20 protein-coding genes are annotated in these 23,385 nt (G+C 45.4%); 16 read left to right on the plus strand and 4 right to left on the minus strand.

Going from position 1 to position 23,385, the window contains the following annotated elements; all coding sequences use genetic code 11:
- Position 1 precedes the first annotated feature (1 nt).
- From ybeY to lnt, 3 genes are all read left to right on the plus strand, one after another.
- Positions 2-466, plus strand: coding sequence for an rRNA maturation RNase YbeY (gene ybeY, locus VIB_RS09420; RefSeq protein WP_004395716.1), 465 nt, complete (start codon positions 2-4; stop codon positions 464-466).
- Positions 467-619: 153 nt separating this feature from the next.
- Positions 620-1,519 (plus strand): CNNM family magnesium/cobalt transport protein CorC, encoded by a 900-nt coding sequence (corC, locus tag VIB_RS09425; protein ID WP_004395717.1) that lies wholly within the window; start codon positions 620-622, stop codon positions 1,517-1,519.
- 160 nt (positions 1,520-1,679) lie between these two features.
- Positions 1,680-3,191 (plus strand): apolipoprotein N-acyltransferase, encoded by a 1,512-nt coding sequence (gene lnt / locus VIB_RS09430; RefSeq protein ID WP_004395718.1) that lies wholly within the window; start codon positions 1,680-1,682, stop codon positions 3,189-3,191.
- A 69-nt stretch (positions 3,192-3,260) separates the two neighbouring features.
- On the opposite strand, the gene VIB_RS09435 is transcribed toward lnt, so the two are convergent.
- Entirely contained in the window at positions 3,261-3,731 is a 471-nt protein-coding gene (locus VIB_RS09435; RefSeq protein WP_004395719.1) for a zinc ribbon-containing protein, read from the minus strand.
- A 121-nt stretch (positions 3,732-3,852) separates the two neighbouring features.
- Between VIB_RS09435 and leuS the strand changes: the two genes are divergently transcribed.
- The 12 genes from leuS to lipA all read left to right on the plus strand — a co-directional run bounded on the left by leuS (position 3,853) and on the right by lipA (position 16,550).
- Positions 3,853-6,429 (plus strand): leucine--tRNA ligase, encoded by a 2,577-nt coding sequence (leuS, locus tag VIB_RS09440; protein WP_004395720.1) that lies wholly within the window; start codon positions 3,853-3,855, stop codon positions 6,427-6,429.
- A gap of 223 nt (positions 6,430-6,652) precedes the next feature.
- Positions 6,653-7,246, plus strand: coding sequence for an LPS-assembly lipoprotein LptE (locus VIB_RS09445; RefSeq protein WP_004395721.1), 594 nt, complete (start codon positions 6,653-6,655; stop codon positions 7,244-7,246).
- Between the two features lie 8 nt (positions 7,247-7,254).
- Entirely contained in the window at positions 7,255-8,280 is a 1,026-nt protein-coding gene (gene holA, locus VIB_RS09450) for a DNA polymerase III subunit delta (protein WP_004395722.1), read from the plus strand.
- A gap of 46 nt (positions 8,281-8,326) precedes the next feature.
- On the plus strand, positions 8,327-8,683 hold the full coding sequence (rsfS, locus tag VIB_RS09455) for a ribosome silencing factor (RefSeq protein WP_372447417.1): 357 nt from the start codon (positions 8,327-8,329) through the stop codon (positions 8,681-8,683).
- Positions 8,684-8,685: 2 nt separating this feature from the next.
- Positions 8,686-9,156 (plus strand): 23S rRNA (pseudouridine(1915)-N(3))-methyltransferase RlmH, encoded by a 471-nt coding sequence (gene rlmH, locus VIB_RS09460; protein ID WP_040904558.1) that lies wholly within the window; start codon positions 8,686-8,688, stop codon positions 9,154-9,156.
- Positions 9,157-9,162: 6 nt separating this feature from the next.
- Positions 9,163-11,046 (plus strand): penicillin-binding protein 2, encoded by a 1,884-nt coding sequence (mrdA, locus tag VIB_RS09465; protein WP_004395724.1) that lies wholly within the window; start codon positions 9,163-9,165, stop codon positions 11,044-11,046.
- Positions 11,046-12,167: a rod shape-determining protein RodA gene (gene rodA / locus VIB_RS09470; protein WP_004395725.1), complete on the plus strand. Its 1,122-nt coding sequence runs from the start codon at positions 11,046-11,048 to the stop codon at positions 12,165-12,167. Before mrdA ends, rodA begins: the two co-directional genes overlap by 1 nt.
- A 5-nt stretch (positions 12,168-12,172) precedes the next feature.
- Positions 12,173-12,970 carry a septal ring lytic transglycosylase RlpA family protein gene (locus tag VIB_RS09475; RefSeq protein WP_004395726.1) on the plus strand — a complete coding sequence of 266 codons (798 nt, stop codon included), beginning with the start codon at positions 12,173-12,175 and terminating at the stop codon, positions 12,968-12,970.
- A 127-nt stretch (positions 12,971-13,097) separates the two neighbouring features.
- Positions 13,098-14,273, plus strand: coding sequence for a serine hydrolase (locus VIB_RS09480; RefSeq protein WP_040904560.1), 1,176 nt, complete (start codon positions 13,098-13,100; stop codon positions 14,271-14,273).
- A 169-nt stretch (positions 14,274-14,442) separates the two neighbouring features.
- On the plus strand, positions 14,443-14,721 hold the full coding sequence (gene ybeD / locus VIB_RS09485; RefSeq protein ID WP_004395728.1) for a DUF493 family protein YbeD: 279 nt from the start codon (positions 14,443-14,445) through the stop codon (positions 14,719-14,721).
- A 204-nt stretch (positions 14,722-14,925) separates the two neighbouring features.
- Positions 14,926-15,588 (plus strand): lipoyl(octanoyl) transferase LipB, encoded by a 663-nt coding sequence (lipB, locus tag VIB_RS09490; protein WP_004395729.1) that lies wholly within the window; start codon positions 14,926-14,928, stop codon positions 15,586-15,588.
- On the plus strand, positions 15,585-16,550 hold the full coding sequence (lipA, locus tag VIB_RS09495) for a lipoyl synthase (RefSeq protein ID WP_004395730.1): 966 nt from the start codon (positions 15,585-15,587) through the stop codon (positions 16,548-16,550). The genes lipB and lipA overlap by 4 nt, the downstream gene beginning before the upstream one ends.
- A gap of 156 nt (positions 16,551-16,706) precedes the next feature.
- Here the strand turns inward: lipA and glyA are convergent, their stop codons facing one another.
- A complete protein-coding gene (gene glyA / locus VIB_RS09500) occupies positions 16,707-17,957 on the minus strand; it encodes a serine hydroxymethyltransferase (protein ID WP_004395731.1) in 1,251 nt (416 codons plus the stop codon).
- 377 nt (positions 17,958-18,334) lie between these two features.
- On the opposite strand from glyA, the gene VIB_RS09505 reads away from it, so the two are divergent.
- Complete coding sequence (locus VIB_RS09505) at positions 18,335-18,937, plus strand: YitT family protein (RefSeq protein ID WP_040904564.1); 603 nt, start codon at positions 18,335-18,337, stop codon at positions 18,935-18,937.
- Between the two features lie 92 nt (positions 18,938-19,029).
- Here VIB_RS09505 and vexH read toward each other — a convergent pair whose 3' ends face one another.
- Positions 19,030-22,140: a vibriobactin export RND transporter permease subunit VexH gene (vexH, locus tag VIB_RS09510; protein WP_004395732.1), complete on the minus strand. Its 3,111-nt coding sequence runs from the start codon at positions 22,138-22,140 to the stop codon at positions 19,030-19,032.
- Positions 22,140-23,186 (minus strand): efflux RND transporter periplasmic adaptor subunit, encoded by a 1,047-nt coding sequence (locus VIB_RS09515; RefSeq protein WP_040904566.1) that lies wholly within the window; start codon positions 23,184-23,186, stop codon positions 22,140-22,142. The genes vexH and VIB_RS09515 overlap by 1 nt, the downstream gene beginning before the upstream one ends.
- Between the last annotated feature and the right edge of the window lie 199 nt (positions 23,187-23,385).

Below are 23,385 nucleotides of genomic sequence, written 5' to 3' on the forward strand. Positions count from 1 at the left end.
CATGTCTATCGAACTAGACTTACAAATTGCAGTTGAAGATGAGCAAGGCCTGCCTAGCTTTGACGATTTCCTGATCTGGTTTAGCGCCGCAGTAACGCCTTTTCAATCTCAAGCCGAAGTCACCATTCGTATTGTTGATCAAGCGGAGAGTCATCAGCTAAATTTAAACTACCGTGGCAAAGATAAACCGACGAATGTGCTATCTTTTCCATTTGAAGCCCCAGCGGAAATTGAGCTGGATCTACTGGGTGATTTAGTCATTTGTCGACAAGTCGTTGAGCAAGAAGCGCTTGAACAAGAGAAGCCTTTGATGGCTCATTGGGCGCATATGGTTGTACATGGCACTCTTCATCTGCTAGGTTATGACCATATTGATGATCAAGAAGCGGACGAGATGGAAGCCCTTGAGACAGAAATCATGCAAAACATGGGCTTTGATGACCCATATTTAGCGGAGAAAAACTAAGCCAATACGCCCCATTAACTCAGCGCTGTAGGTTAACCATTAGCATTAAGGTAACAACCACTGCACCGCTTGGTTAGTCGGGAACCGATTCATCGCGTATAAGCTTACATGTGAGCTATCACACATCTGATAGCGTTACCAATAAGAGAAATAATGAACGACGATAACTCGCCCTATTCGACCGAAGGAAAAAAAGAAAAATCTGAAGGTCCGAGTAGAAAGTCCTTCTTTGAACGCCTAGGTCAACTGTTTCAAACGGATCCTAAAGACCGTCAAGACCTGGTTGATGTGATCAGAGACTCAGAAATCAATGACCTTATCGATCACGACACACGCGACATGCTTGAAGGCGTGATGGAAATTGCGGAGATGAGAGTACGGGATATCATGATCCCCCGCTCACAGATGGTGACCGTTGAACGCACCCATGATATGGATACGCTGATTGCGATCATTACCGATGCTCAACACTCCCGCTATCCTGTTATCAGTGAAGATAAAGACCATGTCGAAGGCATACTTCTTGCGAAGGACTTACTCAAATACTTAGGCTCAAGCAGCGCCCCATTTAATATCGAAGAAGTCATTCGACCTGCCGTGGTGGTCCCTGAGAGTAAACGCGTTGATCGCCTATTAAAAGAGTTCCGTGAGGAACGTTATCATATGGCGATTGTCGTAGATGAGTTTGGCGGTGTATCCGGTCTAGTCACGATTGAAGATATTCTCGAAGAAATTGTCGGAGATATCGAGGATGAATTCGATGATGAAGAGCAACTGGATATTCGTAAATTAAGTAAACATACCTACGCCGTGAAAGCGTTAACGACCATAGAATCGTTTAACGAAACGTTTGGTACTTCGTTTAGCGATGAAGAAGTCGATACGGTTGGCGGTTTGGTGATGACGGCCTTTGGCCATTTACCTTCTCGTGGAGAGGTGATTGATATCGGCGGCTATAACTTTAAAGTCACTGCCGCTGACAGTCGAAGAGTCGTCCAACTGCAAGTCACCATTCCTGATTTACAAGCACTTCCAGAAACCATGGAAGAGTAGCTCGTTATCGAGAACCGCCAGTCACAGTGATTATCGAATCACTACCATTGAACCTTGACGCGAATCATCAACATAACGCTGACGATTCGCGTCAAACTTAAAGGTAACGATGCTGACTCAGGCTATCTCTGCCCGAATCACTTAATGAGAGCATGACTGGATGAAAGATGTTATTTCACGCCGCTTACAGCCTATCTTGGCTGTTTTTTTTGGCGCGCTGACCACATTAGCCTTTGCCCCTTATCAGATCTGGCCGATCGCCATTCTCAGCCCTTTAGCTTTATTGCTGCTTATTGAGAAGAAAACGCCCAAACAAGCTGCACTGCTCGGTTATGGCTGGGGACTTGGCCAATTTGGTGTTGGGATCAGTTGGGTATACGTCAGTATTGATACCTTCGGAGGCATGCCGAAAATTGCTGGCTTGCTACTGATGTTGTTACTTGTTGCCTATCTCGCCCTGTATAACGGCCTATTTGCTTGGGCTCTTAATCGTTTTTTCTCAACCACTCATTGGTCACGTTTTCTCTTCGCCGTTCCCGCCCTGTGGCTGATCAGTGATTGGTTACGCGGCTGGGTAATGACCGGATTCCCCTGGCTATGGCTTGGCTATAGCCAGATCGACGGGCCGTTGGCCTCTTTCGCTCCTTTGGCGGGTGTTGAGCTATTAACATTATTACTGATGATCTGTGCTGGTTCATGCGCTTATGCTTGGCAAAACAAAGCTTGGCGCTACTTACTGCTGCCTATCGGTATTTTCATCATCGGTTTCGCACTTCGTTCGGTTCAATGGGTGATACCGCAACCAGAACGAGCCACTAGCGTAGCGATTATCCAAGGAAATGTTCAACAATCTTTAAAATGGCACCCCAACCAACGCTGGCCCACTATCATGAAATATACCGATCTGAGCCGTGAAAATTGGGATGCCGATATTATTATTTGGCCAGAAGCCGCCATCCCTGCTTTTGAAGTAGAAATTGGGTCATTTCTTAGCAATTTAGATTCAGCCGCACAAATGAACCAGAGCGCGGTCATCACCGGTATCTTAAACCATGATCAACAGGGGCATTATTTTAATAGTATTTTAGCGTTAGGTGAGACGGAACATACAGAATATCGCTACGATGTGACGCAACGCTATCACAAACATCACTTGTTGCCGTTTGGTGAGTTTGTACCCTTTGAAGCGTGGCTAAGACCACTAGCACCCTTGTTTAATCTACCCATGTCTTCGTTTAGTCGGGGAGATTATATTCAACCGAATATCATCGCTAAAGGATTCGCCTTCGCCCCCGCGCTATGTTACGAAATCATCTTTAATGAACAACTTCGTGTCAATGTCACCGAACAAACCGATTTTTTGCTGACCTTATCGAATGACGCTTGGTTTGGTCACTCGATTGGCCCATTACAGCACATGGAAATTGCCCGTATGCGCGCCTTAGAACTTGGTAAGCCTCTGATTCGTTCGACAAATAACGGAGTCACCGCGATCACCGATCATTATGGCCGAATCACGCATCAAATCCCGCAATTCGAAACGGCAGTGTTAAGAGCCGAGATCATTCCGACTCGTGGACAGACGCCCTATCATCGACTAGGGAGCTGGCCACTCTATTTATGGGTTATTGCTAGCCTTACCATAGGGCTGGTCACGATTCGCCGATCTTAAAACCGGCATTAACAATTACTCTATCCTCAAGCGCCATATCGCGCTTGGGGTTCGACCTCTTGATTTTTGCTAAGGCTGCAAAGGCTGACGGCTAAATAATTTATGGCCGCAGCGCAGACAAGGAACAATTTCTGTCGGGTGATTGTACTCAACCTTATGATTGCAACTTTCGCAAACTAAGATCCCCAAGCCAATCATTTCCCCGGCTTGATAAACACCTTGGTGCTCAAGATCTTGAAGTAGCTCCACCCACTCTACTTTAGTTTTATCCGTAATATCCAACAGCCCTTGCCAGATAGAATTCGTAATCATTAAATAAAATGGCCCCGTTTTACTCTGCTCATATTGTTCAGAAAAGGCTTTTAAATCAGCTTTAACATAAGCCGAAATCAGCGCTAATTCATCTTGAGTCAGGTCATTGGCCGCCGCCACGACCTTACCCGACGTGTCTAAAATATGCTCTAACTCTTCTGGACTTTGTTTCAACGTTTCGAGCACTTCTTCTACTAACGCCTCATAACCTGCTTTCTGTTTTCGCATAAGTCACCTCGTTCAGTCGGATTGGCTATTGTTGTGCTGTGCTGCTTTAGGTATTCTATGTTGATCTATTAGTACCTGTTCGAACCGAACTCACAAATTCCAAGATAACCGGATGTCATCGATGCAAGATCAATATAACCCGCAAGATATTGAACAGAAAGTTCAACAGCACTGGGACAACAATAAAACCTTTGTTGTAAGTGAAGACCCAAATAAAGAAAAATTCTACTGTCTTTCGATGTTTCCTTATCCAAGCGGTCGACTGCACATGGGCCACGTACGTAACTACACGATTGGTGACGTCGTTTCTCGCTTCCAACGTTTACAAGGTAAAAACGTCATGCAACCGATTGGTTGGGATGCGTTTGGCTTACCGGCCGAGAATGCTGCAGTTAAAAATAAAACAGCGCCAGCACCATGGACTTACGAAAATATCCAATACATGAAAAACCAGCTCAAATTACTGGGCTTTGGTTATGACTGGAGCCGTGAATTCGCTACTTGCCGTCCTGAATACTACCGTTGGGAACAAGAGTTTTTCACCAAACTGTACGAAAAAGGGTTGGTTTATAAGAAAACCTCCTCAGTAAACTGGTGTCCTAATGACCAAACCGTACTCGCCAACGAACAAGTGGAAGACGGCTGCTGCTGGCGCTGTGATACGCCTGTTGAGCAAAAAGAGATCCCACAGTGGTTTATTAAGATCACCGCTTACGCGCAAGAATTGCTCGATGATTTAGATAACCTGGACGGCTGGCCAGAAATGGTTAAAACCATGCAGCGTAACTGGATCGGCCGCTCTGAAGGGGTAGAACTGAGCTTCCAAGTTAAAGATCAGGCGCAAGACCTTGAAGTCTATACGACTCGCCCAGACACGCTGATGGGGGTTACCTATGTGGGTATTGCCGCCGCTCACCCGCTCGCGGTTCAAGCCGCTGCCAATAATCCGCAACTTGCGGCCTTTATTGAAGAGTGTAAAAACACTAAAGTTGCCGAAGCCGAACTCGCGACGATGGAGAAAAAAGGCATGGCGACGGGCCTGACGGCTATCCATCCTTTAAATGGCCGAGAAATGCCTATCTATGTCGCGAACTTCGTACTAATGCACTATGGTACTGGTGCGGTAATGGCCGTTCCGGCACACGACCAACGCGATTACGAATTTGCCACCAAATACGGCTTAGATATCATCCCGGTGATTAAGCCTGAAGATGGCAGCGAGTTAGATATCAGCCAGCAAGCTTATACAGAAAAAGGCGTACTGTTTGATTCTGGTGAATTCGACGACCTAACTTTCCAAGCGGCTTTTGATGCCATTTCAGCAAAACTCGAAGCGCTAGGTAAAGGTAAAAAGACCGTTAACTTCCGTCTACGTGACTGGGGCGTTTCTCGTCAGCGCTACTGGGGTGCACCCATCCCAATGGTCACCACTGAAGATGGTCAAGTTCATCCCGTTCCTGCCGACCAATTACCAGTGATCCTGCCTGAAGATGTCACAATGGATGGTGTAACCAGTCCGATTAAAGCCGATAAAACGTGGGCTGAAACTACATTTAATGGTCAACCAGCACTGCGTGAAACCGATACTTTTGATACCTTTATGGAATCTTCTTGGTATTACGCACGTTACTGCTCACCACAAGCAGATGATATTTTAGACCCAGCTAAAGCCAACTACTGGCTACCGGTTGATCAATACATTGGTGGTATTGAACACGCTTGTATGCATCTACTCTACTCACGCTTTTTCCATAAGCTATTGCGTGATGCTGGTTATGTCACCTCCGACGAGCCATTCAAACAATTGCTTTGCCAAGGCATGGTATTAGCTGACGCTTTCTATCATAGCAATGAGAAAGGCACTAAAGAGTGGATTTCTCCCACCGACGTTAAAGTGGAACGTGACGGAAAAGGTCGCATTATTTCAGCGGTTGATCATCAAGGTCGTCAAGTTGAACACTCAGGCATGATCAAAATGTCTAAGTCAAAAAATAACGGCATTGACCCGCAAGAGATGGTCGATAAATACGGTGCAGATACAGTACGCTTATTTATGATGTTCGCTTCGCCTGCCGATATGACATTGGAGTGGCAAGAGTCTGGTGTTGAAGGAGCGAACCGCTTCCTAAGACGGGTATGGAAGCTCGTCGCTGAACATACCGCTAAAGGCGCTGCGGTTGCGGTACAAAGCGATACCTTAAATGCCGACCAAAAAGCGCTGCGTCGTGATGTGCATAAAACCATTGCTAAAGTGACCGATGATATTGCTCGTCGTCAAACCTTTAACACGGCGATTGCTGCAATCATGGAGCTAATGAATAAGCTCACTAAAGCGCCACAAGAATCTGAACAAGACCGAGCTATTTTGGATGAAGCGGCAAAAGCCATCACCTTAATGCTTTACCCTATCGCACCACACATCTGTTTTGAAATGTGGCAAGCACTAGGCGAAGCGGATATTGACCAAGCAACGTGGCCGACTTACGACGAAACCGCATTAGTCGAAGATCAAAAACTGGTTGTCTTGCAAGTTAATGGTAAATTACGTGGTAAATTGACCGTTGCTGCAGATGCCAGCAAAGAGCAGGTTGAAGCGCTTGGCCTACAAGATGAAAACGTACAGAAATTTACTGATGGTTTAACCATTCGTAAAGTCATTTATGTACCGGGCAAACTGCTCAATATCGTGGCGAACTAATCGCTAAGCTGACTGTCTGTATAGCCAAGCAACGTTAAGTTATCAGCTCATGGTCTGTGGTGGTCATCGATATGAAAACCGATCGAATGGCCACCTTATTAGACCGAGCCACAACTTTTTCGTTATTAGCACATAAACAGGGCTTGCGCCCTGTTTACTTATCTCAGTTTATCGAATGCGGTAAACTGAGATAAGTAAACTCACTGACGAGAACGAATACCCCATGCGTTTTATATTGCCTGTAACAACTCGACCTTTGTTGATTCTTTTGCTGATCGCTTCAACTTTTCTCGCTGGCTGCGGCTTCCATTTACGTGGAGACTATGACATCCCAGAAGAGTTAAGCATGATGTCTCTGACCAGTAACGATCAATACAGCACCTTAACACGGCTCGTCAAAGGTCAACTGCGCATGAACGAGATCCAACTCGTTGAACCGGCGAGTAATGTAGCTAATTTGCATCTCAATGGTGAAAGTTTGAGTGAGCGAACCTTATCGCTGTATCAAAATACTCGCGCCGCCGAAAAAGAGCTGACCTTTAATACTTCTTATCGCGTCACTATACCGGAGGTTGGTACAAGAACGTTTTCCACCAGTGTGACTCGCAGTTACTTAGATAACCCACTGACTGCGTTAGCGAAATCTGCTGAACGAGAAATGATCGTCGATGAAATGCGTAAGCTAGCCGCCAGTCAAATTATTCGCCAAATGGCTCGCCTAAAGGCCAGCATACCCAATGGTAATTTTGAAGAGACTGACTCTAACGTCCAAACTCAATCTGAGCTTGATAACTCAAATACCATTAATATGTTATAGGGTTAACCATGCGATTGTACGCCGACAAACTCAGCGAAACCCTCAACCGCTCGCTCTCTGCTGTCTATTTAATCTTGGGTAATGAACCCTTATTGATTCAAGAATCACGTTTAGCGATTGAACGCAAAGCGCGAGAGCAAGGATTTACTGAAAAATACCGCTTTAATGCCGATGCGTCCCTCAATTGGAACGAGGTGTATGATTGTTGCCAATCCATGAGCCTCTTTTCTCAACGCCAGATCGTAGAAATAGAAGTCGCAGAGAATGGCTTTAACGCAGCATTAGGTAAAGAGCTCGCCAGCTTAACAGCAACGCTGAGTCCTGATGTTTTACTGGTGATCATCGGTGGAAAACTGGCTAAAGCACAAGAAAATACCGCATGGTTTAAAACATTAAGTGCACAGGCTTGCTGGGTTAACTGCTTAACGCCTGAACTTTCTCGTTTACCTCAGTTCGTGGCGACTCGCTGCCGAGCTCTAGGTTTAAAACCGGATAACGAAGCGATTCAAATGCTCGCTCAATGGCACGAAGGCAATCTACTGGCTTTGGTACAAAGCCTAGAAAAATTAGTGCTCCTTTATCCTGATGGGCAATTAACATTATTACGTTTAGAAGAGTCGCTCAGTCGCCACAACCAGTTTACCGCTTTTCACTGGATCGATGCCTTACTCGAAGGTAAGGCCAACCGAGCGCAACGTATTTTGCGCCAACTGGCTGCCGAGGACACTGAAGTCATTATCTTAATCCGCACCGTACAAAAAGAACTGTTTCAATTGTTGCAGATGCGACAGGCTATAGAGACACAAGCGATAGGTAACGTTTTTAATCAATACCGAATTTGGCAAACCAAACGGCCACTTTACTCTGCCGCTCTACAGCGATTATCCGTGCCGCAACTTCGTCAACTGCTGCAACTACTTGCTCAGTGTGAATTATTGGCTAAGACTCAATATAGCCAACCCATTTGGCCACTGATGCAGCAACTGAGCTTGCAATGCTGCCTACCGCAAGCAAACGTCGCTTTACCGACTTAAAAGCGTGTTATACTACGGCGCTTTTTTAGCAGCAGAATAACCTTTGATGACCATCATCAACGAACCATACTATGAGGATTCACCATTGCAGCAACAACAACTTACCCATTTCCTTGCTGATAAAGCCGATGACATGAAAGCCGTTAATATCGTTACCCTTGATGTCCAAGGTAAATCAAGTGTGACCGACTACATGGTGATTTGTACTGGCACCTCAAAACGCCATGTGGCCTCGATTGCCGATCACATTGCCAACGAGGTAAAGAAAATTGGCTTAGAGCCTCTCGGTATGGATGGCGAGAAAGAAGGTGAATGGGTCGTATTAGATATGGGGTCGACGATGCTTCATGTCATGCAAGAAGAGCATCGCGCTTTATATCAATTAGAAAAACTCTGGGGCTAAGTGTGAAGATTCAACTGATCGCCGTCGGCACCAAAATGCCGAAATGGGTTGAAGAGGGGTTTCAAGAGTACCGTCGACGCTTTCCTCATGATTTACCATTGGAATTAGTCGAAATAGCGGCGGGTAAACGTGGAAAAAATGCTGACATTGCACGTATTTTACAAAAAGAAGGCGAAGCCATGCTCGCCGCCGTACCCAAGGGAAATCGAATTGTTACGCTCGATATCCCCGGAAAACCTTGGAATACTGAGCAATTGGCAGAGCAATTAGAAAGTTGGAAACTCGATGCACGAGATGTGTCCATTCTCATTGGTGGACCAGAAGGGCTGGCACCAAGCTGCAAGGCGGCCGCTGAGCAAAGCTGGTCATTATCACCCTTAACTCTGCCCCATCCACTGGTGCGTGTGGTTATGGCTGAAAGTCTCTATCGAGCATGGAGTATCACGGCCAATCATCCTTACCATCGAGAGTAATGAGCGATGCTGCGTAAGCGAAGTCCAATCAGAGATTACCAAGCGGAAGCCCGACTGTTTCGTCGTCGAGCTATCGTCGCTTTCATGGGAATTGTCGTGGCAATGGGTGTGCTGATCACCAACCTCTATCATATTCAGGTGAAACAGTATCAAGATTACAAAACCCGCTCCAACGATAATCGCATTAAAATTGTCCCGATTGCCCCCAACCGTGGGTTAATTTACGATCGCAATGGTCATTTACTGGCGGAAAATCGTCCTGTGTTTAACTTGGAAATTATTCCTGAACAAGTAAACAATATGGACGATACCATCGCTCGTCTGCAGCAAATTTTAACCATTCCAGAAGAACGAATTGCGGCGTTCGAAAGAGATCGCCGCCAAACTCGACGCTTTAATGCCATTCCTCTACTCACACAACTCAGTCATGAAGACGTGGCGAAGTTTTCCGTACATCAGCATAACTTTCCTGGAGTCTCCGTTAGCGCAAATTTAAAGCGTTTTTATCCTTATGGAGAAGTCTTAACTCATGTGATTGGGTACGTATCACGAATTAACGATCGCGACGTAGAACGACTACAACGTGAAGGTAAGGCCGCCAATTATCAAGCAACACGGGATATTGGTAAATTAGGCATTGAGCGTTACTACGAAGATCTGTTACACGGCACCGCTGGCTATCAAGAAGTTGAAGTCAATAGCCGTGGACGTATTATTCGGACGTTGAAATACGTGCCGCCGTCTCCCGGTAAAGATATTGTTCTCAATTTGGATATTGATCTACAGCTGTATATCCATCAATTACTTGACGGTCGCCGCGGCTCGGCGATTGTCTTAGATCCAGAAGATAACGGCATACTAGCGATGGTCTCAAGCCCAAGTTATGATCCGAATCCTTTTGTGCATGGCATTTCGTCAACCGAATACAATAAGTTACTGAATGACATTAACCGTCCTTTAGTTAACCGAGCGACCTTGGGGATTTATCCACCAGCTTCAACGGTTAAACCATTTATTGCTCCAGCTGCATTGCATGACGGTATCATTACGCCAAGAACGACACGTAACGATCATGGTTCTTGGCAAATCCCTAATTCCGATACACGCCCCTTTCGAGATTGGCTCCGTTGGGGGCATGGCCGGGTTGACATTTTAAAAGCGATTGAAGAATCGGTAGATACCTTTTTCTACCAAATTGCTTACGACATGGGAATTGATAACCTATCGACTTGGATGATGCGTTTTGGGTTTGGGGATTTAACTGGCATCGATATTTTCGAAGAAAGTCGAGCCAATATGCCCACTCGTGAATGGAAAATGGCTCGTCATCGTACCCCTTGGTATAAAGGTGACACCATCCCGGTCGGAATTGGTCAAGGTTATTGGACCGCAACACCAATGCAATTGGCGAAAGCGACCTCAGTGGTTGCGAATAAAGGTAAAGTGATTGCCCCGCATTTGCTGCGCTCTACGATTAAAAATGGTCAGCCCTTTTCGACTCAAAAAGAGACTGAGTACGTGACCTTCCCTCCTATTGATGAAATCGATGACAAGTACTGGGATATTGCGATACAAGGGATGTATCTGGTTAACCACGGTAGTCGAGGCACCGCTCGACGTGCCTTTCAAGGCTTAAAATACAAAAGTGCCGGCAAATCAGGAACCGCACAGGTCTTTGGCCTAGCGGAAGGTCAAGAGTATGACGCCGACGAACTGGCTGAACATTTACGCAATCATGCTCTCTACGTGGGTTTTGCGCCCATCGACCATCCGAAACTGATCGTCAGCTTAGTACTCGAAAACGCAGGTGGTGGTTCCGGTGTCGCCGGGCCGGTAGTGAGACGAATTTTTGATCATGTAATCTTGGGGCCACAAGAGGATAAACCATAATGAAGATGGATCCCGCTACCGGACAAAACCGGGCTTTCTTTGAACGTTTACATATTGATCTTCCCCTATTGCTTGCTCTATTAGTAGTCATGGGATTTGGTCTGGTGGTGATGTACAGTGCTGGTGGACAAAGTTTAGCGATGATGGAGCGCCAAGCCATGCGTATGGTTATGGCACTTTTAGTGATGGTTGGCTTAGCACAACTCTCACCGAGAAGCTACGAACGTTTAGCGCCGCTGCTGTTTTTTTGTGGTGTGATATTGTTGCTGGGGGTACTCTTTTTTGGAGAATCCTCCAAAGGAGCGCAACGTTGGCTCAACCTTGGTTTTATCCGCTTTCAACCGTCAGAACTGCTGAAACTGGCTGTACCATTAATGGTCGCACGATATATTGGTCAACGGCCAATCCCCGCTGATGTAATGACCTTAACCGTCGCATTAATGATGGTCTTTTTCCCTGCAATATTGATCGCCAAACAGCCTGACTTAGGTACCTCCATTTTGATTGCGGCCTCTGGTATTTTTGTTATTTTCTTAGCAGGTATTAGCTGGAAAATCATCTCGGCTGCCGTGATCGCCGTTAGTGCATTTGTCCCTGTCATGTGGTTTTTCTTCATGCGTGAATATCAAAAAACTCGCGTACGCACCCTTTTTGATCCAGAATCCGATCCACTGGGAGCGGGGTACCACATCATTCAAAGTAAAATCGCGATTGGTTCGGGAGGCTTATCAGGTAAAGGTTGGTTACATGGTACCCAGTCTAACTTAGAGTTTTTACCCGAAAGGCATACTGACTTTATCTTCGCCGTCATCGCTGAGGAATGGGGGTTGATTGGCGTACTTGCTCTGCTCGCAGCCTATTTATTTATTATTGGTCGAGGACTGTACCTTGCCGGTAGTGCTCAAACCGCTTTTGGTCGGATGATGGCGGGAAGTATAGTTTTAAGTTTCTTTGTCTATGTCTTTGTTAATATCGGCATGGTGAGTGGTATTTTACCCGTTGTTGGCGTCCCGCTGCCCCTGATCAGCTATGGCGGTACATCGATGGTGACACTCATGGCCGGATTTGGCATTTTGATGTCGATTCACACCCATCGTAAAGCGTTTTCTAAGGCGAATTGAACCGTATGAAATCATCTCACTATCCATTGCTCTTGAGCTTACTTTGTAGCGCTTTACTCATCGGTTGCAGCAGTAAACCAACCGGGCGTTACGCTTTATTTAATGACGTAGCGCCTAATACGCCGATTTCTGTCGCACATATTGAAGATGCCTACCCGCAATACGAACCCTATAGCCTAGGAGGAAATCGCGATTACACATTGCGAGGTGAGAGCTACCAGATCATTCGTAACCCCAAGGGGTTCACTGAGCGTGGCCAAGCGTCGTGGTATGGGAAAAAATTTCATGGCCATCTAACGTCTAATGGCGAAATTTATGACATGTATTCAATGACGGCTGCACATAAAACGCTGCCCCTGCCAAGCTATGTCAAAGTCACCAATTTGGATAATGGCCGAGAAGCCATTGTTAGAGTCAATGATCGTGGTCCATTTCATGAAGGGCGGATTATTGATTTAAGTTACGCTGCCGCGTATAAGTTAGGCGTCATTCAAACGGGGACAGCCAATGTTGACATTGCGGTCATTACCGTAGAAAGAAACAGCAATCGTCCTCTTAAAACACCGTTTGCCCAGTATGTTATTCAAGTTGCTGCCTCCCAGCATCAACAGCGAGTAGAGCAGTTATCCGCCGAGATGAGTGACCAACTGACGGTCCCAAGTTTTGTCGAGAGTAACCATCAACAGCATCGGTTATTTCTAGGGCCGTTTACTGACTATGCCCTGACGCAAGAAATACTTGAGCGTGTAAAATCGCTCGGTTACGACACCGCTTTTGTGAGAAAACACCACGCAAAACCGTAACGTCGATGCAAAGCAGATCGGTCTTCTCCTTTATCCGCTCAACGATACATGGAGGAATGAGCGGTCTGATTTGCAAGGTCGTTTCTGTTAAGCTATTCGATAACTAACCAATAGTTTTAATATTATTATGAAAAAAATCTCTCTATTTTCTGTTTTAGCGACATCTTTTGCGCTATCTGCTACGTTTTCAGCATCCTCTTTTGCTGCACCTACTGTCATTCCAGATGCCCCACAAATTGCCGCCAAAGGCTATGTGCTGATGGACTACCATTCAGGGAAAATCCTCGCTGAGAAAGAGATGAACACAAAGCTCTCTCCAGCCAGTCTAACCAAGATGATGACCAGCTATGTTATCGGCCAAGAGCTTAACCGTGGCAATATTTCTCTCGATGACGATGTGGTGATTAGCGAAAATGCGTGGGCGAAAAACTACCCCGATTCATCAAAAATGTTCATCGAGGTAGGCACTTCGGTTAAAGTCCGAGATCTGAATAAAGGGATTATTATTCAATCAGGTAACGATGCCTGTGTTGCGATGGCAGAACATGTCGCTGGTTCAGAAGATGCTTTTGTCGATCTCATGAATGCTTGGGCCAGTTCACTGAACATGACCAACACACATTTTGCCAATGTGCATGGACTCGATCACCCTGAACTCTACTCTACGCCTTATGATATGGCCTTATTAGGTCAAGCATTAATCCGAGACGTGCCAGATGAATACGCTCTCTACGCCGAGCAAAAATTCACCTACAACGGCATAACCCAATACAATCGTAACGGATTACTTTGGGATAAAAGTATGAACGTCGACGGCATTAAAACTGGCCATACGACTAATGCTGGTTACAGTTTGGTCAGCTCAGCGACCGAAGGCAATATGCGCTTGATTGCCGTCGTGATGGGGACTAAAGATATTAATTCTCGTAAAACGGAAAGTAAAAAGCTGCTCAGTTACGGTTTCCGCTTTTTTGAAACAGTCGCTCCGCACAAAGCAGGCGAAACCTTTGTTAACGAAACGATTTGGATGGGCGACAAACCAACCGTTGCACTGGGTGTAAAACAAGATACTTACGTTACGCTGCCACGCGGTCAAACCAAAGATCTGACGGCTAGCTTTGTCTTAGAAAAAGAGCTCAAAGCACCGATCAATAAAGGGGATGTCGTGGGTACCCTCTATTACCAAGTACAAGGTAATGAAATTGCTCAATATCCTCTGATGGCGTTAGAAGATGTCAAGGAAGGCGGGCTCTTAAGTCGTCTATGGGATTACTTAGTACTACTCTTTAAAAGCTTGTTCTAATTCCGAGTGTTAAAGGGGGGGGCCCCCCCCCTTTAACACTTACTGCGATGTGGGCTACGTTTGCTAGCTCAGCGAAACTCGCCCCCACGTTAAACTATCGCCAACTTGAGATATCTTTAAATTGACGGTACTATCCGCCACCGCTTAAGCAAATCTTGGAGCTTTCACTATGATGACCATTAACTCTGATGCCAAATTAAAAGATCTTTTAGAGTTTCCTTGTTCTTTTACTTACAAAGTTATGGGCCATGCGAAACCTGAGTTACCAGAACTTGTGTTAGAAGTGATCCAGCGCCATGCTCCTGGTGACTATAGTCCGCGAATTAAACCAAGTGGTAAAGGCAACTACCATTCGGTTTCTGTGACCATCACGGCGACGTCTATTGAGCAAGTAGAAACACTGTATAAAGAGCTAGGCGATATCGAGATCGTTCGTATGGTTCTGTAACACTGAGTTGCAGCGAAATATCAAAAAAATTTTAATTGTTATACATTATTTTTAAAGCAGCATTATGCTGCTTTTTTTTATTTTTCATTACCTTAAATTACTCATAAAAAAAATGAGGGTAAAAAAATCCCCGAGATGAGTAGTTCAAAGTGTCTAAGATGTTTATAATCAAAAAACTTTATATATCACTGGTGGACAACGACAATGGATAATCCGCTTGTTATCAGGCGACTGGGTCGACAAGATTATTTGCCTGTTTGGCAAGCCATGCATCAGTTTACCGATCAACGTGATGAACAAACGGCCGATGAAATATGGCTTGTTGAACACCATCCCGTTTTTACCCAAGGTCAAGCAGGTAAAGCTGAGCATCTTCTCAATCCAGGAAATATCCCGGTCGTACAGAGTGATCGTGGTGGTCAAGTCACTTATCATGGCCCAGGTCAATTAGTGGTCTATGTGTTGATTAATTTAAGACGCAAGAAGCTCGGCGTTCGAGAATTGGTCACTGGTATTGAACAACTCGTGATCGACACTTTAAAAACCTATCATATTAATTCTGCCGCTCGCCCAGATGCTCCAGGTGTCTATGTCGATGGAAAGAAAATATGCTCACTAGGTTTACGTATTCGTAAAGGCTGTTCATTTCACGGTCTTGCCCTTAACGTCAATATGGATCTTTCTCCTTTTCTGCGCATTAACCCTTGTGGTTATCAAGGCATGGAAATGGTGCAAGTCTGCGACTTAGGTGGGCCAGATAACTTAGCAGAAATTGAACAGCAAATGATCCAAGAGCTTGTCCGTTTATTCGGTTATCAACAAGTCGAATTCAGCACAGAAGCACCTTTTATAGGTAAAATAGCATGAGCAAACCAATTCAAATGGAAAAAGGCGTTAAATACCGTGACGCCGATAAAATGGCACTGATTCCGGTGAAAAACATGCCGGTTGAGCAAAAAGAAGTGCTACGTAAGCCATCGTGGATGAAAATAAAACTCCCTGCCGATAGCCAGCGTATACAAGAAATTAAAGCCGCGATGCGTAAAAATAATCTTCACTCTGTCTGTGAAGAAGCGTCTTGCCCTAACTTGGCGGAGTGCTTTAATCATGGCACCGCTACGTTTATGATCCTTGGTGCTATCTGTACTCGACGTTGTCCATTTTGTGATGTAGCCCATGGACGCCCGAATGCCGTTGATGCCGCTGAGCCGAAAAAACTCGCTGAAACCATTCGTGATATGAAGCTCAAGTATGTCGTGATCACTTCCGTCGACCGTGATGATTTACGCGATGGTGGCGCTGAACATTTTGCAGACTGCAACCGCGAAATTCGCGCGCTCAATCCGGGGATCCGTATCGAAACCTTAGTCCCTGATTTTCGTGGTCGCATGGACATTGCGCTAGAAAAACTCAAAGACAATCCGCCAGATGTGCTTAACCATAACTTAGAAACGGCTCCACGCCTGTACCGTAAAGCGCGCCCTGGGGCAAACTATAAATGGTCTTTAGAATTGCTGCGTAAGTTTAAAGAGCAACATCCTGATGTACCAACCAAATCAGGTATCATGATGGGCTTAGGTGAAACCAAAGAAGAGATCATCCAAGTCTTAAAAGATTTACGAGAGCATGGCGTAACGATGCTGACATTAGGTCAGTATTTGGCACCAAGTCGTCACCATCTACCGGTTGAGCGCTACGTGCCACCTGAAGAGTTTGATGAGCTAAAAGAGATTGCTCTTGAGCTTGGCTTTACCCATGCTGCGTGTGGACCTTTTGTTCGCTCATCTTATCATGCGGATTTGCAAGCGAAGGGATTAGAAGTCAAATAATCCTATCGAATCTATACGGTTATCAGCCTATAACTAGGCTCAACGCGATGAGTTAATCACTGGCGTGGAACCTATCAATCAATATCGCTGATTGATGGTTATCACATTACAAAAATGGCCCGCTAAGCGGGCCATTTTATCTACTATGACAAAATATTAAGCGTAAACTGGTAAACGTTGGCAAATCGCTAACACTTTCTGTTTGGTCGCTTCGATTACCGCAGGATCATTAACGTTATCTAATACGTCACACATCCAGTTTGCCAAATCTTGTGCATCTTGATCAGTAAATCCACGACGTGTGATCGCTGGCGTTCCAATACGGATACCCGAGGTTACAAATGGGCTACGCGGATCGTTGGGTACCGAGTTTTTGTTCACGGTGATATTCGCAGCCCCCAGTGCGGCATCGGCTTCTTTACCAGTAATGCCTTTATCGATCAGATCAACTAAGAATAGGTGATTTTCGGTGCTGTTAGAAACAATCTTGTAACCGCGCTCTTGGAATTGAGCCACCATCGCTTTGGCATTTTTTACTACGCGAGCTTGGTACTCTTTAAACTCAGGCTCCATTGCTTCTTTAAATGCTACCGCTTTAGCCGCAATAACATGCATTAATGGACCACCCTGCCCACCTGGGAAAACCGCCGAGTTAAGCTTTTTATACATCTCTTCGCCCGCATTGGACAAGATCAAACCGCCACGAGGGCCAGCTAACGTTTTATGGGTCGTCGTCGTCACTACATGTGCATAAGGGAGCGGCGTTGGATAAACCCCAGCAGCAATCAAACCAGCAACGTGCGCCATATCGACAAAAAAGTAAGCGTCAACTTTATCGGCAATTTCACGCATCCGTTTCCAATCAACGATTTGTGAATAAGCCGAGAAACCACCAATGATCATCTTCGGCTTGTGCTCAAGAGCCAGTGCTTCCATCTCTTCGTAATTGATCTTACCGCTTTCATCAATGCCGTATGGAATAATATTGTAGTGCTTGCCAGAAAAGTTAACTGGGGAGCCATGAGTCAAATGACCACCATGAGCGAGACTCATGCCTAATACGGTATCGCCAGGGTTAAGCAACGCCATATAAACGGCACTGTTAGCCTGAGAACCAGAGTGAGGCTGAACGTTAGCGTACTCACAACCAAATAGCTGACAAGCGCGATCAATCGCTAATGCTTCGGCTTTATCAACGTATTCACAACCGCCGTAATAACGTTTGCCTGGGTAACCTTCAGCGTATTTGTTGGTGAGTTGAGAGCCTTGTGCTTCCATAACCCGTGGGCTAGTGTAGTTTTCTGAAGCGATAAGCTCGATGTGTTCTTCTTGACGAAGCGTTTCTTCTTGGATTGCTGCGAATAACTCCGCATCGTAATCAGCGATATTCATATCACGCTTAAGCATCTGTATCTCCTGACTCAGATTTATCTGAAATTAGCTATCCCCAAACGACTTAGTATCTCTTGGGCATAAAAACCACACAATGACCCAACGCAAACGTTTTCGTCACCCTAACGGCGCGCATTCTACCTAATTTAACGTGTCTCATAAAGCGTAAATTACATAAAATATCATGCAGTTTTTTCATCATGACTAACGATAATAGTCCGCTGAACGTGAACCTATCGCTTAAGTGTCAATGTTACGCTTTACAGCCTGTAAAACGCTCATGACATAGATCTACCTTAATTTCAGCCTGTATGCTACCGAAAATCGCCACTTTTCATTACTATAGCGCGCAACTATTCCCTCTAATCCGATTGATCTTTTGAGCTGTAGCAATGGATAAACACACCCACAAAGAAGATATAATCGCCATGCTGACTGGAACGTTCTTAGTCGCGCAAGGCGTCTTTTTTCTCCAAGCTGGAGAACTACTGACTGGCGGAACCGCTGGATTGGCACTGCTGATGACCCACTTTTTGCCTTGGTCATTTGGCTGGCTGTATTTTATAGCTAATAGTCCATTTTATTTATTAGCTTGGCGTCGTTTCGGCGGTCGATTTGCTATCAATAGCGCGTTATGCGGGGCATTAGTCTCGATTTTTACTGATCATTTAGCCATGTTCATTACCCTTAGTGAGATAAATCCATTTTACTGTGCGCTGGCAGGCGGACTATTAATGGGCCTTGGCATGCTGATTCTTTTTCGTCATCGCGCGAGTTTAGGCGGTTTTAATGTCCTCTGTTTAGCGATACAAGATAGGTATGCAATACCTGCGGGTCATGTACAGATGGTGATCGACGGGCTAATACTGAGTGCTTCTTTGTTCTTTATCAGCCCGAGTACGGTGTTGTTATCCATTTTTGGGGCGATTATCTTGAATCTAGTACTGAGTATGAATCATAAACCCACTCGCTATAATGTTACTTATCAGCCTTAAATCTAAGTGCTAGCCATGAAAAACGCCTTAAGCCGATATCGGTTTAAGGCGTTTTTTATTTATACGGTAATCGAAACAGCGCTCATTATTGATTAATGGGTTGCACGTGATTTCACATCATGACTGATCGCTTTGTCCAATTCAGCAGCCACGTGCCCCGGTGAACGCGTCGTTTGTGAAATCAATCGATACATCGCTGGAATAACAAATAATGTCACCAATGACGCAAACGCCATCCCAAAGAAAATCACTGTCCCTACCGAGACTCGACTTTCATAGCCAGCTCCTGTCGATAAAATCAGTGGTATCGCTCCAGCCAGTGTGGTGAACGCCGTCATCAGAATCGGCCGTAAACGTCGCGCAGAAGCATCAATGATGGCTTTCTCGAATTCATAACCTCGATCGCGCAACTGGTTGGCAAATTCAACAATCAGAATACCATTTTTCGTCACCATACCGATCAGCATGATCATCCCAATTTGGCTATAAATGTTCATTCCCTGCCCCATGACAAATAGCCCTACAAATCCACCGAACACGCCCATAGGCACAGTGAACATCACCACTAATGGATTGATGAAGCTTTCAAATTGCGCTGCCAATACCAAATAGGCGACTAGCAAAGCTAATGCAAAGACAATCGCAACGCTGGATTGATTTTCTCGAAAATCTTTTGATTCCCCCGAGTAACTGACGGTGATATCACTCGGTAATATCTCTTGAGCTGTCTTATCCAAAAAGTCGAGCGCTTGGCCTAAGGTATACCCCTCGGCAAGGTTAGCCGTCATAGTGATCGCTTTTTGCTTATTGTAACGCGCTAAACGAATCGATGATGCAACCTCTTCAATATGGGTCAAAGTATCTAAGGTCACTAACTCCCCTGATGCTGTTCGCAAATAGATCTGGCTCAAATCCGAAGCGTTATTGAAGCGATTTTCGTCACCACGTAAATACACATCGTATTCTTCCCCTCGCTCGACAAAGGTTGTGACCTTTTGTCCACCGAGCATCACTTCTAAGGTATTGGAAATCTCTTGCACACTGATACCGAGTTCAGCGGCACGCTGACGATCAACCGAAACAACCAGTTCTGGCGTTTTCTCTGAATAGTTACTGTCAACACCAGTCATCATCTGTGATTCTGTTGCACGCTGTTTAAGCACCTCAGTCCATTGTTGTAGCTCTTCATAATCAGATCCGCCAAGAACAAACTGCACCGGTTCACTAGAGCCGCCTCTGAACCCCGGCATAAATGGGAACACACGCACATCAGGAATACCCGCCAGCGCTTGTCGTACATGATTCAAAGCCTGTTGAGCGGTGATATCGCGCTCATTCCAATCATCGAGGATCATGATCACAAAGCCAGTTTGATCCCCTGCGTTACCACCAAAAGCTGGTGATTGGATACTAAAGGATTTTAAAAAGCCTTGGCCGAGTAATGGCATTAACCGTGATTCGACCAAATCCATATTAGCTGCCATGCGATTATAACTGGTCGCATCAGCACCACGCACAAACGCAAAAATCACGCCGCGATCTTCAGAAGGGGTTAACTGAGCGGGAACCTGTTGATTAAGCGCATAGCTCCCCCCAACACAGGCGATGATCACTAGCGGAGCGGCCCACTTTGCACGTAAAGCGAGTTGTAAAGCACGGCGATAGTTGGCTTCTAATCGAGCAAACAGTTTATCGACCATACGATTAAAACGGTTCGGTTTAACATTGGCGCGTAAGATTTTGCTGCTGAGAACCGGGGTCAAGGTTAACGCGATTAAAGAAGAGAAAATCACGGACATTGCTAGCAGCACCGAAAACTCAGTGAAGAGTAACCCTACCATGCCATCCATAAACGAGATCGGTAAAAAAACCATCACTAAAACCAGTGTCGTGGCAATCACCGCAAACCCCACTTCCTGCGCCCCTTTATAAGCCGCCAGCAAGGGTTTCTCTCCTTGTTCAATATGATGATAGATATTTTCCATCACCACAATCGCGTCATCCACCACCAATCCGATAGCTAAAATTAACGCCATTAACGTGATCAAGTTAATCGAAAAACCAAAATAATAGGCAGCAATCAACGACGATATTAATGAAACCGGTACGGTAACCGCAGGTATTAAGGTCGCACGCGCTTGACCAATAAAAATATACAGCACCAGTACCACCAGCCCACCGGTAATAAAGAGCGTGCTATAGACCTCTTCAATCGAACGCTCAATAAACACCGTTGAGTCGTAATCAATTGCTAATCGAGTCCCTTCTGGCAAAAACGGCTGAACACGATCGACTTCCTGATGAATCCGAGCTGCTACCTCAAGCGGATTAGCGTCAGATTGAGGAATAATCCCCATACTGACATTGACCACTCCATCACTTTTAAAGGTCGAGTTTTCATTTTCCGCCCCGATAAAGACATCCGCCACATCGCGCAAATAGATCGGCGTATTATCACTGGCTTGTTTAATCACTAATGACTGAAAATCCTCTTCACTTTGATAGCTTCTCGCCGTGCGCACTGACATCACCGTAGAATCATTACGAACTTGTCCGCCGGGGCTTTCAATATTTTCTCGTCGTAATGCATTGGTAATATCGGTGGTGGTGATACCGCGCCCTGCCATTTGTTCTGGATTAAGACGAACGTACATGACTTTATATAAGCCGCCCGAAATATCCACTGAGCTAACGCCACTGATCAAGCTAAACCTATCAACCAGTACGCGATCGATATAATCGGTAAGCTGAGTACGATCCATCGTGGATGAGCTTAAGTTAATGTATACCGAGGCCTCACCCGAACCATTACTCTTAAACACCTGCGGATCATCAGCTTGCTCTGGTAGTGATCGTTTCGCCCGCGCAACGGCATCACGAATATCGCTCACCCCTTCATTTAAATCGTAACCAAGCTTAAAGGTGACGGTAATTCGGGACATGCCATTACGGGTGGTTGAGCTAATTTCATCAATCCCACTGATCCCGGCCAATTGGTCTTCAAGTACTGAAGTGATTTGACTTTCAATAATGGTCGCAGAAGCACCGCTGTATCGTGTCGAAATTGATACCACTGGACTTTCAATATCCGGCATTTCACGTACAGAAAGTTTAGAAAAAGAAACCAAACCAAAAACACACAATAGTAAGCTTAACACCACCGCCGCAACGGGGCGTTTTACTGAGATATCCGATAACAACATTATTGTGCGCCTTTCTTAATCGGTTGACCGTCGGCTGTGACTTCTCTCACGCTTAACCCGTCACGCATATTGACAATTCCTTGAACCACAATGCGTTGACCAATCTCTAATCCTCGTTCAATCACCACTTGATTGTCGATTCGAGTGCCCAATAGCACCTCTGTACGAGTCACTCGATGATCATCACCAACTACATAGACATAGCGTTTGGTGCCTGAATATTCTAAAGCTTGTACCGGAATGATCGGAGCGGAAATGGGCGGAAAATCGAGTCGCGCAGAGATAAGCATCCCTGGTTTAAGACGTTGCTGAGGATTCTTAAATTCTATCCGCACGCGTAAATTTAATGTTTCTGGATTAATCCGTGAATCGATCGCAACGACTGTACCGGTGAAGACTTGATCAGGCCAAGCGGTCGTTTGTGCTAATACGGTCATCCCGCGTGATAAACTCGATAAATAACGCTCTGGTACATGTAAGTCTAAGCGCATCACCGATAGGTTATCCAATGTCATGAGTTCGTTCCCGACACTCACTAACTGACCACGATTAAAATCAATAAAGCCAATCGTGCCATCAAACGGCGCTGTAATACGAAAATCAGCCAACTGAGCTTGAGCAGCCGCCAGTCTTGCTTGGGCAATATCAACACTGGAGCGTTGAGCGTCTAACTCAGTTTGAGTAATCGCATTGCGTTGCACCAAACGCTCATATTCCGCGAGTTTACGCTGTTCATCACGTAAATAGGCTTGTGCTTCGCTGACGGCAGCTTGGGCTTTAGCATCGTGTAACGTCATCAGCAATTGATCTTTTTTAACCAACTGATTGCTTTTAACCATGATGCTATCGATTCGTCCAGCCGCCTCGGCCGAAATACTTATCGATTGATCAGCGACTAATTTGCCGATTAACGATAAACGTTGAGAAATTTGATGAACTTGTACCGACTCAATCACCACAGGCGTCGCCATGGGGGCAGAAGCCATAGTCGAAAAAGTCGGCAATGAGATTAATAACAAAGCAACAAGTAGCGATATTTTTTTCATGATCAGGTTCAGGTAATAAGTTACTGATTCTATTGTAACCGTTTCTGTGAACATAAACGTCAAGTAACGTAAAGATACTTTTAAAAACGGTAAGTTTTACCCGTGTGAGTAAAGCTTAGAATAGAGGCGCTAACGTTCGCAACACTTTGATGATGGACGATATACACCCCAACGACTTGGAGTTGCAGGTAGGCGGCAG

This window comes from Vibrio metschnikovii CIP 69.14, assembly GCF_000176155.1.
GTDB lineage: Bacteria > Pseudomonadota > Gammaproteobacteria > Enterobacterales > Vibrionaceae > Vibrio > Vibrio metschnikovii.

Excerpts from the sequence above, each read along its gene's own strand:
- ybeY (WP_004395716.1), top strand. The coding sequence starts at position 2 with ATGTCTATCGAACTAGACTTACAAATTGCAGTTGAAGATGAGCAAGGC.
- corC (WP_004395717.1), top strand. The coding sequence starts at position 620 with ATGAACGACGATAACTCGCCCTATTCGACCGAAGGAAAAAAAGAAAAA.
- lnt (WP_004395718.1), top strand. The coding sequence starts at position 1,680 with ATGAAAGATGTTATTTCACGCCGCTTACAGCCTATCTTGGCTGTTTTT.
- VIB_RS09435 (WP_004395719.1), bottom strand. The coding sequence starts at position 3,731 with ATGCGAAAACAGAAAGCAGGTTATGAGGCGTTAGTAGAAGAAGTGCTC.
- leuS (WP_004395720.1), top strand. The coding sequence starts at position 3,853 with ATGCAAGATCAATATAACCCGCAAGATATTGAACAGAAAGTTCAACAG.
- VIB_RS09445 (WP_004395721.1), top strand. The coding sequence starts at position 6,653 with ATGCGTTTTATATTGCCTGTAACAACTCGACCTTTGTTGATTCTTTTG.
- holA (WP_004395722.1), top strand. The coding sequence starts at position 7,255 with ATGCGATTGTACGCCGACAAACTCAGCGAAACCCTCAACCGCTCGCTC.
- rsfS (WP_372447417.1), top strand. The coding sequence starts at position 8,327 with ATGACCATCATCAACGAACCATACTATGAGGATTCACCATTGCAGCAA.
- mrdA (WP_004395724.1), top strand. The coding sequence starts at position 9,163 with ATGCTGCGTAAGCGAAGTCCAATCAGAGATTACCAAGCGGAAGCCCGA.
- rodA (WP_004395725.1), top strand. The coding sequence starts at position 11,046 with ATGAAGATGGATCCCGCTACCGGACAAAACCGGGCTTTCTTTGAACGT.
- VIB_RS09475 (WP_004395726.1), top strand. The coding sequence starts at position 12,173 with ATGAAATCATCTCACTATCCATTGCTCTTGAGCTTACTTTGTAGCGCT.
- VIB_RS09480 (WP_040904560.1), top strand. The coding sequence starts at position 13,098 with ATGAAAAAAATCTCTCTATTTTCTGTTTTAGCGACATCTTTTGCGCTA.
- ybeD (WP_004395728.1), top strand. The coding sequence starts at position 14,443 with ATGATGACCATTAACTCTGATGCCAAATTAAAAGATCTTTTAGAGTTT.
- lipB (WP_004395729.1), top strand. The coding sequence starts at position 14,926 with ATGGATAATCCGCTTGTTATCAGGCGACTGGGTCGACAAGATTATTTG.
- lipA (WP_004395730.1), top strand. The coding sequence starts at position 15,585 with ATGAGCAAACCAATTCAAATGGAAAAAGGCGTTAAATACCGTGACGCC.
- glyA (WP_004395731.1), bottom strand. The coding sequence starts at position 17,957 with ATGCTTAAGCGTGATATGAATATCGCTGATTACGATGCGGAGTTATTC.
- VIB_RS09505 (WP_040904564.1), top strand. The coding sequence starts at position 18,335 with ATGGATAAACACACCCACAAAGAAGATATAATCGCCATGCTGACTGGA.
- vexH (WP_004395732.1), bottom strand. The coding sequence starts at position 22,140 with ATGTTGTTATCGGATATCTCAGTAAAACGCCCCGTTGCGGCGGTGGTG.
- VIB_RS09515 (WP_040904566.1), bottom strand. The coding sequence starts at position 23,186 with ATGAAAAAAATATCGCTACTTGTTGCTTTGTTATTAATCTCATTGCCG.